This window comes from Xanthomonas arboricola pv. guizotiae, assembly GCF_002940205.1.
In the GTDB taxonomy this organism is placed as follows: domain Bacteria; phylum Pseudomonadota; class Gammaproteobacteria; order Xanthomonadales; family Xanthomonadaceae; genus Xanthomonas; species Xanthomonas arboricola_C.
In genome coordinates this window covers 80,805-94,543 of sequence record NZ_MDSK01000002.1, presented here as the reverse complement: position 1 = coordinate 94,543, position 13,739 = coordinate 80,805, and the positions used below count along the sequence as shown (strand labels likewise).

13 protein-coding genes and 1 pseudogene are annotated in these 13,739 nt (G+C 63.5%); 11 read left to right on the top strand and 3 right to left on the bottom strand.

Annotation, left to right across the window (positions count from 1 at the left end):
• The first annotated feature begins 24 nt into the window (after positions 1 to 24).
• The 5 genes and pseudogenes from XarbCFBP7408_RS01965 to XarbCFBP7408_RS23055 all read left to right on the top strand — a co-directional run.
• Complete coding sequence (locus tag XarbCFBP7408_RS01965) at positions 25 to 291, top strand: RebB family R body protein (protein ID WP_101361696.1); 267 nt, start codon at positions 25 to 27, stop codon at positions 289 to 291.
• A 52-nt stretch (positions 292 to 343) separates the two neighbouring features.
• Complete coding sequence (locus XarbCFBP7408_RS01960; RefSeq protein WP_047696493.1) at positions 344 to 616, top strand: RebB family R body protein; 273 nt, start codon at positions 344 to 346, stop codon at positions 614 to 616.
• Between the two features lie 106 nt (positions 617 to 722).
• The gene (locus XarbCFBP7408_RS01955; protein WP_104560898.1) at positions 723 to 1,058 is read left to right on the top strand and encodes a hypothetical protein; all 336 of its coding nucleotides are present in this window, start codon (positions 723 to 725) and stop codon (positions 1,056 to 1,058) included.
• 23 nt (positions 1,059 to 1,081) lie between these two features.
• Complete coding sequence (locus XarbCFBP7408_RS01950; protein ID WP_104560897.1) at positions 1,082 to 1,327, top strand: RebB family R body protein; 246 nt, start codon at positions 1,082 to 1,084, stop codon at positions 1,325 to 1,327.
• Positions 1,324 to 1,533: pseudogene (locus XarbCFBP7408_RS23055) on the top strand (RebB family R body protein); the annotation flags it as partial. The gene XarbCFBP7408_RS01950 and the pseudogene XarbCFBP7408_RS23055, both read left to right, overlap by 4 nt.
• A 214-nt stretch (positions 1,534 to 1,747) precedes the next feature.
• Here the strand turns inward: XarbCFBP7408_RS23055 and XarbCFBP7408_RS23050 are convergent.
• Complete coding sequence (locus tag XarbCFBP7408_RS23050) at positions 1,748 to 1,945, bottom strand: hypothetical protein (protein WP_258071987.1); 198 nt, start codon at positions 1,943 to 1,945, stop codon at positions 1,748 to 1,750.
• A 120-nt stretch (positions 1,946 to 2,065) separates the two neighbouring features.
• Between XarbCFBP7408_RS23050 and XarbCFBP7408_RS01940 the strand changes: the two genes are divergently transcribed.
• From XarbCFBP7408_RS01940 to XarbCFBP7408_RS22250, 5 genes are all read left to right on the top strand, one after another.
• Complete coding sequence (locus tag XarbCFBP7408_RS01940; protein ID WP_104561083.1) at positions 2,066 to 2,413, top strand: hypothetical protein; 348 nt, start codon at positions 2,066 to 2,068, stop codon at positions 2,411 to 2,413.
• A gap of 19 nt (positions 2,414 to 2,432) precedes the next feature.
• On the top strand, positions 2,433 to 3,506 hold the full coding sequence (locus XarbCFBP7408_RS01935) for a hypothetical protein (RefSeq protein ID WP_104560895.1): 1,074 nt from the start codon (positions 2,433 to 2,435) through the stop codon (positions 3,504 to 3,506).
• A gap of 275 nt (positions 3,507 to 3,781) precedes the next feature.
• On the top strand, positions 3,782 to 4,123 hold the full coding sequence (locus XarbCFBP7408_RS23045) for a hypothetical protein (RefSeq protein ID WP_258071977.1): 342 nt from the start codon (positions 3,782 to 3,784) through the stop codon (positions 4,121 to 4,123).
• Between the two features lie 175 nt (positions 4,124 to 4,298).
• Positions 4,299 to 4,985 carry a glycoside hydrolase domain-containing protein gene (locus tag XarbCFBP7408_RS01925; protein ID WP_104560893.1) on the top strand — a complete coding sequence of 229 codons (687 nt, stop codon included), beginning with the start codon at positions 4,299 to 4,301 and terminating at the stop codon, positions 4,983 to 4,985.
• A gap of 460 nt (positions 4,986 to 5,445) precedes the next feature.
• Positions 5,446 to 6,492, top strand: coding sequence for a hypothetical protein (locus XarbCFBP7408_RS22250; protein WP_146093724.1), 1,047 nt, complete (start codon positions 5,446 to 5,448; stop codon positions 6,490 to 6,492).
• A 273-nt stretch (positions 6,493 to 6,765) separates the two neighbouring features.
• On the opposite strand, the gene XarbCFBP7408_RS01920 is transcribed toward XarbCFBP7408_RS22250, so the two are convergent.
• Positions 6,766 to 8,298: an AraC family transcriptional regulator gene (locus tag XarbCFBP7408_RS01920; protein ID WP_104560892.1), complete on the bottom strand. Its 1,533-nt coding sequence runs from the start codon at positions 8,296 to 8,298 to the stop codon at positions 6,766 to 6,768.
• A 443-nt stretch (positions 8,299 to 8,741) separates the two neighbouring features.
• Here XarbCFBP7408_RS01920 and mdtD point away from each other — a divergent pair, with 443 nt between their 5' ends.
• Positions 8,742 to 10,163 carry a multidrug transporter subunit MdtD gene (gene mdtD / locus XarbCFBP7408_RS01915; protein WP_104560891.1) on the top strand — a complete coding sequence of 474 codons (1,422 nt, stop codon included), beginning with the start codon at positions 8,742 to 8,744 and terminating at the stop codon, positions 10,161 to 10,163.
• A 72-nt stretch (positions 10,164 to 10,235) separates the two neighbouring features.
• Here mdtD and XarbCFBP7408_RS01910 read toward each other — a convergent pair whose 3' ends face one another.
• Positions 10,236 to 13,718 carry a hybrid sensor histidine kinase/response regulator gene (locus XarbCFBP7408_RS01910; protein ID WP_258071976.1) on the bottom strand — a complete coding sequence of 1,161 codons (3,483 nt, stop codon included), beginning with the start codon at positions 13,716 to 13,718 and terminating at the stop codon, positions 10,236 to 10,238.
• Positions 13,719 to 13,739 lie beyond the last annotated feature (21 nt).

The following is a 13,739-nucleotide window of genomic DNA, read 5'->3' as shown; positions in this document are numbered from 1 at the left end:
GGCTAACGCCAAGGACATCCGCGCATGGCATTTCCCACCGCCGTCAACGACCAAATTACCGATTCGGTTACCCAGGCCAACCTGCAAGTGCTGGGAAGCTCACCTGCCGCAGCCATGGGCAATCTGTACCAGGCCACCGCGCAGGCGCTGGCGAACGCGGCACACAACGCAACACTCGCGCAACAACAGATGTATGTCACCGCACAGGCAGCAACCACGATGGGCGTTTCGCTGCTGTATTCGCTCGATACCGGCGCCACGGGTGCCGCCACCAAGAAGATTCTCGGCTAACCGCTAACGCCGCAGCGTCTTCATTTCTTCACTACCTCAAGGAGTTATCACCATGGCCTTTCCGACCGCCGTCAACAGCCAGATCACCGATTCCGTTTCCCAGGTCAACACCAAGGTCCTCGGCGATGCGCCGGCGATTGCAATGGGCAACCTGTTCGTTGCCACCAGCCAGGCGCTGTCCAACGCCGCCCACAACGCCACCAACAACCAGCAGCAGTCCTACGTGACGATGCAGGCATCGACCACCCAGGGCGTGTCCACCCTGTATTCGGTCGATACCGCATCCGAAGGCGTCGCCACCAGGCAAATCCTCGGTCTGACCTGATCGGCCACCGGGCGCCGCTGCTGCCGCACAAGCGGCGCCCGGTTGACTAAGCGATGCGATGCCAACCCCACGCGGTTTCGTTGATCGAATCGAGAAAGGACGCCTCATGCTGCAACTACGTCATATCCCCACCTCCAACACCCTGCACGTGTTCGTCAGACTGATCCGGGGCCGCACCATCGTGGCGACGTTCGCGCCGCACCAGAAGGCGGTGATCAACGTCGAGTTCGACGGCATCCTGCCGGTGATTCCCGGCGCGCAGCCGTTGGTCTATCGCCGGAAGCTGGAGAGCGTGATCAACGTGCCGCAGGGCAATTTTGCATTCCTGGAACGCGTGCCCAATGGCGTGGCCTTGCAGTACGCGTGCAGGCACGAACCACAGAATACCGTGCTGTTCTCGGCGTCGGCTGGCGTTGAACAGCGCAGGCCGTCGTTGGCCTAGAACGCCGACGCCGGTGCCCCGTCATGGAGCCAAGCGCGCAGGCCGCAAGCGTCGCCAGCCTGATCGGCAATGCCGCAACAGGTGCGGCGATGGCGATCGCGCAAGCGCCTGCCTTCGCGATGGGAGCGACCTATCTGGCGTTGGCTGACTCCATCGCGCTGGCAATGGAAAACGCCGTCGCCAGCCAACAACGCGGACAGGTCCTTGCCGATGCCGCACTCACCCAGATCCTTGCCTTAATCATCCAGAAGGGAGCGACTTCGTCATGATCGACGACAGTAGCGTGAACAGCCAGATCGTCGATGCGGTGAGCAGCATCGTGACGCTGACCACCGGTCAGGCACCCGCGCAGGCGCTCGGCATGCTCGATGCCGTGATGCTGGAGACGCTGGGCATGGCGATGCACAACGCCGTCAACCGGCAGCAAGGCGCCGGCATGATCAATGCAGCAGCGATCACCGCCGCCTGCGCCAAGATGATCTCGGCACCGTTCCCGGTTCCGCCACCACCACCGCCTGCACCACCCGGACCACCACCGACAGTGGCCCCGTTGCCTGGCCCGCCCCCCGTACCGCCCCCGCCTGCAGCGCTCATCGCCGCCGCCGCGGCGGAAGCCAAGGTGGCCGTCGACGTGCTGAAGACGCAAGCACAAGGCGCTTCGGCAGATGCCGCAACCGCCACCGCCGACCTCATGGAAGTGCATGCGCTGAGCGTACCGCCGCCCCTGCCCGCCACTCCCCCCGCCCCCGGTGCCGGCCCCAATGATGCTGCCACTCCTGATGCTCCTGCTGCTGCGCCCGCAACTTCACCCGCAACTGCAGCTGCTGGCACATCCCCTGTTGTTCCTGCATCTGCACCTGCTGCTCCTGCTGCACCTGCATCTGCATCTAGCGCTGCACCTGCACCTGCGCCGCCTGCTCAGTCATAGGCCGTCTGCAGAGATGAGGTCAGCTCCCCCTACCACCAGGCCTCATTGAAAGGCGGCCGATCATTCCATGGGAACCAAGATGGAACCGACAAAGGTCAATGCGCAGGTCATCGATGTCATCAACCAGGTGCAGCTGGCGACCATGAGCCCGCAGGTCGTGCTGACCAGCGGGGCCGGCAAGGCCTACCAATCGGTCGCGCAATCGACCGCTATCGCCGTGCAGGACGCCACCGACGCGCTGCGCAACGTGTCCACGATCGCAACCACGGCCGTTGGCGTGGCGATGGCGCAATACCTGGCCACCGGCGATGACAGATACGTCACCGCGCTCACCCAGGCGCAGGCGCTGATGCAGGGCGCCACCGACGACTTTGCCAGGATCGGTTCGGCGGCCGGCCTGGTGCTGAAGAACTTCCCCGCTGGCTGAAACCACAAGGAGTCATGCAATGTCCGTTTCGATCGCAGGCCGCCTCATCTCGATGCCGACGATGCTCTCCACGCTGGGCAGGCAGTGCCTGGCCTTCATCGATGGAGGCACGCAATGGCTGGCCTGGGCGATCCAGTCGCCCGGTGTGCGCTACGACTTCCCCGACGAGAGCAGCTTGCTCGACGAGGTGCAGCAAGGCCTGCATGGCTCGCGCCTGAGCTTGTTGCCGCAGCTGGAACTGAAGGTCAGCCCGGTCAAGCTGATGACCTTGAGCCCGACCGACCTGGGCACGCTGGCGCAGGCAGAAGCCGGCGACACCGGCTCGGTGGTCAAGGCGCAGCTGCAGCGGATCTTCCGCGACAACGCCCTGTACACCGCAAACGACCTGGCCGCAGGCCGCAGCCTGCTGACACAGTTGAAGATCGATAACGCCGGCGTGTTCCAGTCGCTGGACCTGGAAGAAAGCCTGGCGCTACGCCAACTGGCCGCCGATGCGCCGCCGGCCAACGTGACGCCGGCACTGCAACAGGAGGCGGCGGCATTCGCCATCGAACAGGCGCGCACGCCGTTGGAATTCTGCGATTACTACCGCTTCTATCTGGCCTGCACTGCCACCATCGCCGCTGAGGACGAGCGTGCGCATGCGGCGGCCTCGGCGCTGCAGACGCTGCTGCCGCAGTTGTTCACCACCCTGGATTGCCCACAGCTCCAGGGGCTGCCCTCGCCCAACGAGGTCGAACGCAGCGTTGCCGAATGGCTGGCCCGCGGTCGCCAGATCGGCTTCGCCCGGCTGTCGCTGGCGGCACAGCAGATCGTCCAGCACACCCGCTACCGAGGCGACGGCGGCGACCAGGCGGCGAACGACGCAATCGGCCTCTACCTGCAGTCGGCGCAGGCCTTCCTGGCGGCCAACCGGCCCAGCCGCGGCGTGCTGGGCCAGGATGGCAACAGCTGCGTGTTCGCCATGCACAACGACACCCTGGCTGCGCTGCTGCAGGTCAACGGCGGCGTTATCTCGCTGCGCGATTTCGGTGCGGCGCCTGCGCCCACTGGCACCACGCCGCACGCTGCGGAGACGGAGGCCTCGGAGTGAACGCATCGCGCGCGCTTCCCGCGGCCACCGAACAGGCCCCGCCTGCGATCAGCGCCGCCGACGCGGCTCGCGACGCAGTGCGTGCAGGTCGCGCAGCCGCCGTGGCGGCGGCACGCCAGACCGTGACGCAGGCCGAACACGCACTGGGCGAGATGCTGCGCACGCTCGCAGCGCAGCGCCCGACCGAGACCGCGTCACTTCCGGCGCCGATGCAGACGCCGCGAAGCGATGCCGTTGCCCCGCTCCATCCCGCTTCCACTTCAGGAGACACCCGCATGTCCGACGATACCCTGCCCACGCCCCCGGGCCCGACACCAACCACCACTGCGCAGTCGCCAGGATCGTCGCAGATCGAAGCCGCGCTGAAAGCGGCGCAAGCCCAGATCGATCAGGCGATGGCGGCCAGCGATAGGGCAGTGCAGGCGGCCATGCAGGCCGCAACCGCAGCGACCGCCGCAGCCGCCAACAACCAGGCGGTCGACAGCGCGAACCAGGCACTGCAGCAGGCCGACCAGGCCGCCGCCGCTGCGGTTGCCGCCGCACAGCAGCAGACCGAGCAGGCGATGGCAGCCACGTCGCCGGCGAATCCGAACGCCGACGACGGAACAGCCAGCTGACGGATCGATGCGTTTCGGCGTTGCGGTGACGCCGGTTGTTGCGGTGAACCATCCGGTTCTCCAGGAAACCGGTCACCCGATTCCCTGCCGCAACGTCGAATCAGCAGTGCAGCCCATTCGCTCCGGCCCTCTCTCGACCCGGCCCAGCCAACGCCCGATCCGAAGGAACTCCGACATGACGTTCTACGCAGGCTTCGACACCGATCAATTCCCCGGATTGCCCGCCCTCGACTGGCTCAAGACCCAGACCGACCTGGCATGGTGCGGTTATTACCTGGCACCGGCGCCGAGCCATGCCGATGCCGGCTGGATGGGCCAACGTGACGCATTGACCGCGCAAGGCTGGGGCCTGGCGCCCGTCTACCTCGGCCAGCAGACGGTCGGCCCCGGTTCGCACGACGTCACCGCCCGACAAGGCAGTATCGATGGCGCACAGGCGGCGGCGCTGGCGCGCGCCGAAGGCTTCCCTGACGGCACGGTGGTCTATCTCGACTGGGAAGATGGCGGCAGCCCGCCCCAGGCCGCCATCGACTACATCCGCATGTGGATCGCCGGACGGGTGGAGCATGGCTACTCGCCAGGTCTGTATTGCTCGCATGCGCGCGCAGTGGAATTACTGTCGCGGATCGGCCCCGGCCCCTCCCTGCGCGTCTGGACCTGGCGCGTCTCGACGGCAGGGCGCCATCTGTACGTCGGCGACATCCAGCACATCCAGCCCGCCGACCCGACCGCCTGCGGCTATTCCCAGGCCATGCTCTGGCAATACGAACAGGATGCGGTGCTGTCGCTTCCCGGCACGCCCTGCGATGGACTGGAGATCGACCTGAGTTATTCGAATTTGTCCGATCCGAGCGCGCCTTGACTAACGCACTCTTACAAATTCAATAAAACAATATAAATAACCAAGAAAATCTCGCACATTACTGAAGCGCAAGCCGCACAGTCACCGAAGCAATCAACAGCACGCAGCGATAGATCCAGGAAAAAAGCACCTTGGTGCTACCGGACTATTTGACCGAGAACAACTGAACCATTTCCTTCTCGTGCCGCGTGAAGGGCTGAGCTTTTGTAGAAACCGCCGCCCCAAACCCGACTGGCACAGGCACCCGCCTATGTCACTCAAAGATGAATTACCAAAAATATTTTGAGCGCCGGATCCCCATCCTTTAATTGCGGAAATAATCTTCACAATTTGAAAGATATTTCCAAATGGAAGTGTTGGGCCATAACTCAGACACCCAACCTTAATTTCTTCACTATCGGCCCGCATCTTGAAAAGTTCTATACGCAACAAGATGCACCTCAATCCGCGAGGAAACCCCATGAAATTCCTGGTAGGAATATGGTCCCGCAATAATATTCAACACATGACAAAAGGTAACATCTTCCGCATTTCCCAACTGCGCGAAGCATGCAGAACTCTGCAAGAAAAAGTAAATGAAGAAAATTATGAAAAGATAGACTCCAGCCCACGCTTTGATTCAATTCTAACTCTTCCAGAATACTACTTCACAAGAGCCAGAGACCACGAATCAGCCGCACGAGCGATGCCAGAAGACGAAAAGGACTTATTAATTCTAGAATTGAAGAAAATTAGCTTAGATTATCCGCGCATGCTACTGATTCCTGGGACCATAGCATTCCGAAAGCCATTCATCAGGCCCCTATCTAAAATGTTGAAAAGAGGTGGCGGACTCAAAAATCTGAGCCGCAACGAAAAACTAGTCGAACGCCTACAAACAGACTTTTTGAACACGACATTCGCCCAAGAGCATAGAGGAAATAAAAATGCGATAAATCTTGGGGCTTCCGATCAATTATACTGGCTATACTATGCGCTGCAATGGATTGGCGGTGACTTAGCGAAATTGAACCACTTTCATATCTACCAGAACAAAGCCTACGTACTACTTAACGGCCAGCCAATATTTACTTATGAAAAAAGAGTTGGCTTTTTCGAACTGGAAGGTGTCACCACTGAAAATCAATTCTACGCACCTGACTCCAGGCGGAATAATTGCATTTATATTGGCGGAAAAAAATTCTGCTTCGAAATCTGCTTTGATCACCATAAGGGCGTCGCTAAATTGTACACGGATTACGAGAAAAGTCGCGCAGCCACTTCTTTGCATTCGAATGGCGCGGGCACGGTGGATATAAGCCCCGACTTCCACATTGTACTTTCAGATTGGGTCCCCACGGAGAAAGAACACATAGTAACCAAGCCAGGGGGATATTTCATTCATGCGTCGTCCATGGCAAGCGAGAGCACTGTGATACAAAATGGCGGCAATGGAAGCACTACAGTCACACCTCTACCCATCACAAATCTAGATGGAAGCCCTCTTTCCATCTATAAAGTTGGTTGATTCAATCAACCAGCGGCCATCGGATTACTCTGATCGTTGGCAACACCTATAACATCTTAGACTCGAATCATGCGGCCGTGATCGTCGTAGAACTGGTAGCCGCGCCGGGCGGTGGAATGCAGACTGCCACCCTCCAGCAGCAAACCTGAAAGTTGCACGTGGATGCTTGTGTTAGCGAGGGGCATGAGTCGATCGGATTTGTCGCAATAGGACTTCGTGCTGGGCCATCTGTAAGGGGCCCAGCACGAAGCGCTAGGACACGGTTATTCGGGGTTAGTCGATCCCACTGCCTGTTCCGGCGTTGCGGAACTCACGCGGACTCACCCCCACCAACCGACGGAAGCTCTTCTCGAAATGGCTCAGATCACCGAAGCCCACCTTCAGCGCCACCTCGGTGATGCGCAGCTTGCGTTGCCGATGCAAAAGCTCCTTGGCCTTTTCGATACGCAGCTGCTGCAGCATCGGTTTGAACGGGGTGCCGAGTTCGTCGCGGAACAAAAAGCCCAGATGCGACTGGCTGACGTGCGCTTGCCTGGCCAGGTCGCCCAAGCTCAGCGGCTCGGCGTAGTGTTCGCCCAGATGTACCAGGGCGCGCCGCAGTGCGTCGTGCAGGCTGGCGAGGCGTTGGCCAGGACGATGCGGGAGGCCATCGATCCAGTCGACCGGCGTTTCCGGCAGCGTGGGCTTGGCCTGAACATCGGCCTGCGACGGCATCGTTGAGCCCACATCGCGCTGCGCTTCTTGCTCCCGGCCATCCAGCAGACGCGGTGCGTGGCGCTGGATGTCGGCGCTTCCGACCGGCCTGCCGGCAGTCATGACCGCCAGGCGCAGCACGACCCGCTCCAGTTCCTGGAGGTTTTCGGGCCACGGGTAGTGAATCAGGGTGTCCATCAGCGTTTCGGTAACCACCTGACCGTGATCCAGTCCATGCCGCTCCAGCACGCGCTCGACATGGAAGCCGAGGTCTGTCCGCCGCTTACGCAACGGGGCGAGTTCGATCGACAGGACGTCCAGTTGCGAGAGCAATGCCCGCGAAAAGCGTCCGGCACGCACCCGGCGCGATAAATCGGCGGTGGTGGAGGCGACTATCCGCGGCAAGGCTTCGCCACCCGAAGGGAATCGTGGCTCGTAGCAGCGCCAGAGATGCCCGGCCAACTGACGCTGCAGCGTGTCGTCGAGCTCGTCCACGCCCTGCAGGAACAGCGTTCCTGCTGCTGCGCGCTCGCACCATGCTGCCGGTGCGTCGCCGGCAGCCGCGCAATCGACCGCAACGAACGGCCCCTCCTGCCAGGGCGCGGTGGCATGCAGCAGGACCGCCACATGCTCCTTTTCAGTACCGAACTCGCCGCGCAGGATGACCGGCAGCCGACTGTATGCCGCTTGCTCGACGAATTCATCGATCGTCCAGACCTCTTCGCTCACGCCCACCAGCGACGGCGCGCGACCGAACCGGTCTTGCGCGAACGCTCGCGCGGCATCGCGCTTGATCAGGTACGCACACCACTTTGCGATCTGCTGGCATAGCAGCATCGCCTGCGGGGTCATTCCGCCCTGGGCCGGCGTTACGTTCAATGTGCCGAGCACCTGCCGGGCGTGCCGGACAGGAAAACACTGCGTCCTCATGGGCTGCGCATCTGCCTGATCCACCACCGGTGGGCCGCCTTTCTCCACTGCGACAAACTCACACACCGCGCTGTTCACGATCGCGCTCTGCGACAACTGCTCGGCAATCTTTCCCAGCATTTGCTCCAGGGAATCGCCAGGAAAATAGGCGCGCTGCACGACATCGAAGATCTGCTTTTCCATGGATGTTTTCGACCTGATCTACTGGCGCGCTCGGAAGGCGGCCAGACCCAAGTCGCGCCATCCCTGACCAGACCGTCGGCAAGGCTCCAAGCGTGCATTCCGCCTTCTTTACGAACGCTCCCCTCGCCCGCCCTGGGTCGATCCACCCTGATGTGAGACAACGCTCGCTTGCGGTGACTGGACGGTGGCAGGCGCAAAACGATTCGCCAGCAAAGCAACCGCTTGGTGCAAGCCAGATCTGGCATTAGCACGCCGCCACAGCCCTTTCCCGACGATTCGTGACATCCGGCTTGCCGCAATTGGATTGAGTGAGGCGCGTCTCACTCGTTGCCACTGCGGCCAGGCACGCGGCGGCGGACTCAAGCAACGGTGGAGTACGGAGCGTTGCGACGTTCTGCACGCACGCGCGGGGATAATGCGCTGTCTTCCCGATGGCAATTCCCATGTCCCAGCCCGTCCCCGTCCTGCGCGCCTACGACACCATCAAACCTTTGCTATGGCTGGTGTCGCTGGCGATCTTCATGCAGATGCTGGATGCGACCATCGTCAATACGGCGCTGCCGTCGATGGCGCGCAGCCTGCACGAGAGTCCGCTGCAGATGCAGTCGGTGGTCTTCAGTTATGCGTTGGCGGTGGCGATGTTCATTCCTGCGTCGGGCTGGATTGCCGACCGCTTCGGCACCCGGCGTACTTTCCTGGCGGCGATCATCGTGTTCACGCTGGGCTCGTTGCTGTGCGCCGCCGCGCAGCAGCTGCCGCAGCTGGTGGCCGCGCGTGTGCTGCAAGGCCTCGGCGGGGCGATGCTGCTGCCGGTGGGCCGGCTGGCGGTACTCAAGACCGTGGCACGCGCCGACTTCCTGCGCGCGATGAGCTTCATCGCAATTCCCGCATTGATCGGCCCACTCATCGGCCCCACGCTGGGTGGCTGGCTGGTGGAAGTCGCCTCGTGGCACTGGGTGTTCCTGATCAACCTGCCGATCGGGGTGATCGGCTTCGTCGCCGCGCTGAAGATCATGCCCGACCACTATGGCGATGCGCGCCAGCGCTTCGATCTGATCGGCTATCTGATGCTGGCATTCGGCATGGTGGCGCTGTCGCTGGCGTTGGACGGCATCTCCGAGCTCGGCCTGCGCCACGCGTTTGTCATGCTGCTGGCCATCGGCGGGCTTGCCGCGTTGGCCGGCTACTGGCTGCATGCGGCCAGCACGCCGGTGGCGTTGTTTCCGCTGGCCTTGTTCAAGGTGGCCAGCTATCGCATCGGCATTCTGGGCAACCTGTTCGCACGGGTGGGCAGCGGCTCGATGCCGTTGCTGATTCCGCTGTTGCTGCAGGTGGGCCTGGGCATGAGCCCGATGCATGCCGGGCTGATGATGGTGCCGGTGGCGTTGGCCGGCATGGCTGCCAAACGTGCCGCGGTGAAGCTGGTCGGTCGCTTCGGCTACCGCCGCGTATTGATGCTCAATACCGTGCTGGTGGGCCTGGCGATGGCCAGCTTCGCCCTGATCGATGTGGGCCAGCCGCTATGGCTGCGGCTGCTGCAGCTGGCCTGCTTCGGCGCGGTGAACTCGCTGCAGTTCACCGTCATGAACACGGTGACCCTGCGCGACCTGGATCGCGAGCAGGCCAGCCCCGGCAACAGCCTGCTGTCGATGGTGATGATGTTGGCCACCGGTTTCGGTGCGGCGGCGGCGGGCAGTCTGCTGGCCGCCTTCAATACGCACCTGGGCGATAGCCACGGCGCCACTGCGGCGCTGCATGCGACCTTTTTGTGCGTCGGTGGCATCACCTTGTCGTCGACATTGATCTTCTGGCAGTTGGCCGAGACGCGGCCGCACCCCAGGCAGGTGGAAGAAGTCGCCGAATAACCCGGCCTGCGCCGCATCGACCAACAGCGTGTGCGAGCGCCCGCAGGGCCGTGCGCGACTGCAAGCACGGCGCTAGATCTCCTCGCGCGGGCGCTCGCGCTGCAATGCCTCGGCGATGGTGTCGGCCAGCATGTCGCCGGTGAGTGGCTTGCGCAGGAAACTGTCGAACCCGGCGTCCTGCGCGGTGGGCTCGGCCTTTTCGTCCGAGCGTGCGGTCACCGCGATCAGCGGCATGTCGTAGCCGAACACGCGCAACTGCCGCGCCAGCGCAAAGCCGTCCAGCCCGGGGAGATCCAGGTCCAGCAAGGCCAGGTCGAAGGGGTTGTCTGCCGCCTCGGTCAGCGCGGCCAGCCCGTGCGGTGCATGCACCACCGAGTGACCTTGCGAACGCAGCAGGCCAACGATGACCTCGGCGATGGTGGAGTCGTCTTCCACCAGCAGGATGCGCTGCGGGGCGACCGTGCCGCCGGCGCGCGCCACCTCGCCACCGAGCGTGGCGTTGGAAGCGACCCAGCGCAGCGGCAGATCGACCACGAAGCGCGTACCCGCGCCCAGCCGGCTGATCACCTCGATATTCCCGCCCATCGCCATCGCCAGTTCCTGGCAGATGGCCAGACCCAGGCCGCTGCCGCCATAGCGCGAGGTGGTCTTGGCGCCGTCGCCCTGTTCGAAACGCTGGAACAGGCGCGCTTTCTGGTCGGCGTTGATGCCCGGCCCGGTATCGGCCACCTCGAAACGCAGCCCCTGATACGAGCCCAGTGTGGTCAGCTTGAGTCCGACCACGCCGCGCTCGGTGAACTTGATCGCATTGCTGAGCAGGTTGAGCAGAATCTGGCGGATGCGGGTGACATCGCCACTGGCGGTGATGTCGCCAAGCAGCCCGACTTCCAGGGTGAAACGCAGGCCGCGCTCCTGCGCCAGGGGCGCCATCAGGCCTTCCACCTCGGCCACCAGCTGGCGTACCGAGAACGGCTCCAGATCCAGTTCCAGGCGCCCGGATTCGATCCGCGCCAGGTCCAGCGCATCGTTGACCAGGCGCAGCAGATGCGCGCCGGCACGGCGGATCGATTCGGTATAGCTGCGCTGTTTGTTGTCCAGCGAGGTCTTGAGCAACAGCTCGCTCATGCCCAGCACACCGGTCATCGGGGTACGCACCTCGTGGCCGAGCGTGGCCAGAAAGCGCGTCTTGGCCAACGATGCCTGCTCGGCCAGTTCCTGCTTGTGCACCGCCAGTTGCCAGGCGTTCAAACGCCGCAGGCGGCGGCGATACAACAACACCGCCGCAACGATGGCGCACAGCGCGAGCAGGCCCAGAAACACCAGTCCCCATGGCGACAACCACCAGGGCGGCAGCACCTGAAAACGTAGCGTCTGGCTGGCCGACCAGATTCCGTCGGCGGTGCGTCCCTGCACTTCCAGCGTGTAATGCCCCGCGGGCAGCCGCGAAAACTGCCGCTCGCCGCTGGGACCGACATCGATCCAGTCCGGATCGTAGCCACTCAACCGAAATCGGTAGCTGTTGGATTCGGAATCGGCCAGGCTGAGCAGGCGCGCGACGATATGCAGATCGCGGTCGCCGTCCTGCATCGCCAGCGGCTCCTGTCCGGTGATATCCAGACCACGCTCCCCGCGCCGCAGCCCCACGCGTTCGATGATCAACGGCGGGCTGCGGGTGCTGGGGCGCATCGTGGCCGGGTCGAAGACCACCACGCCGTCGGGCGATGCAGCGACGATCCGCCCGCTGCCGGCCTGCACCAGCGTGTTGATCTGCAACTGCTGGTTGGGGAGTCCATCGTGCACCCCGTACACCCGCACCAGCCTGCTGCCGGGATCGATCCGGATCAGCCCGCGTTGACTGGACACCCACGCCACGCCCCTGGCGTCGACCACCAGGCCGTTGGGCGCCACCAACGGAAACTCCTGCTCTTTGCCGACGGTATCCAGGTGCTTGAGCCGCTTTCCGTCCCACAGATACCGCCGGATCTCGCCGGCCAAGCCGGTCCAGACCACGCCCCCCTCTCCCAGCCGGAACAGATATGTCGGCAGGGACGGCGTGCCCTCGACGGGGACGAAGCGGTCGGTGGCGGGGTCCCAGCGCCGCAGGCCGGCGTTATTGCTCAGCCATATCTGACCATCCGGACCAAGGCGTATGTCCAGGATGGTCAACACCTCCAGTCCATGACTGCCGTTGACGATGGTCCGCAGCAGTTGTCCCTCCTGGTTGCGGATTTGCAGGCCATATTCCAGCACGGTCACCCACAGTCGGCCCTGCGCGTCCTCCGCCATCCAGCCCGGCCGGTCCGCAGCACCGTCCGGATCAGGCTCGACATCCTCACGTAACTGCCAGCGTTTGACCTGCCGGGTCTGCGGGTCATACCGGACCAGTTTTCCGTCGACGCCGATCCACACCAACCCGCGCCGGCTTTCGAGCATGGAATCGGGCGGACGGGCGTCGATCTGAGCCAGATGCGTCTGCAGCTGGCCGGTTGCCGCATCGAGATACTCCAGCACATGCCGCGAGCCAGCCAGCCACACACCGCCCGCAGCCGAAGACGCCGTCGCCAGCACCGACGGGTTGGCCAGCGACTGTGGATCACTGCCGTGGTGGGCCAGTACCGCAAAGGTGTCCCAATACGGCGGCAGGTGCCACAGGCCGCCTTCGAGCGCCGCGAACCACAGCCCGCCCTCCCGATCCTCGTAAGCCGCAATCCAGTTGCGCCTGACCAGGCCGTGCGCCGACAGGCTGTAGACCGGTACGCTGCTGATCTCGGTTCCTGCGGTGGACAGGCCCAGGCCGCTCTCGGTGTCCAGCCAATAGCGGCCGCTGCGGTCATGCAGCAACACCCCCATGACGCGCCGCTTGCTCACCGCCTTCTGCCACGGCTGGGGCCGCGCCCGGCCGTCGGCGCCCACGCGAAACGCATCGCCGACCACATCCGAGACCCACAAGGTGTCGCCGCTGCGCTCCATGTGCAGGCGGTTGATCGCCTGCGTGGTTCCAGGCAGCGCCACCCGCTGAAAATGCGCGCCGTCCCAGCGCGCGAGCCCGCCATGGGTCCCGATCCACAATGTCCCGTCGGGTGCGACCTCGAACCCGATCACGCTATCGGACGGCAGGCTGGCCGGGGCGCTGGGCACGTTGGAAAAGCGCTGCATGCTGCCGTCGGGACGGCGCCGATACAGCCCGTGGGCGGCAGTGCCAAGCCAGACATCGCCATTCGGTGTGGTGGCCAGCGCCCACACCGTGATTTCGCGCAGCTCCGGAAACTGCGGATTCTCCAGCCGCCTGAACGTGCGCGTCCCGGCCTCCAGGAAACCGGCTCCGCCGTTCTCGAACCCCATCCACACCCGATTGTCGCGATCGACGCAGATGGTCCAGATCGCGTTGCTGGTCAACCCGTCTTCCATCCGCCAGATGCGGTAATTGCGTCCATCGAATCTGGCCAGGCCGTCATCGCTGGCGATCCAGAGATAGCCCTGCTGGTCTTCGGCCAGCTCACTGACGGTGTCCGAGGGCAGCCCGTCGGCGACCGTGACCTGGCTGGGTACCGGCATAAGCAGCGCACCCGTGGCCGC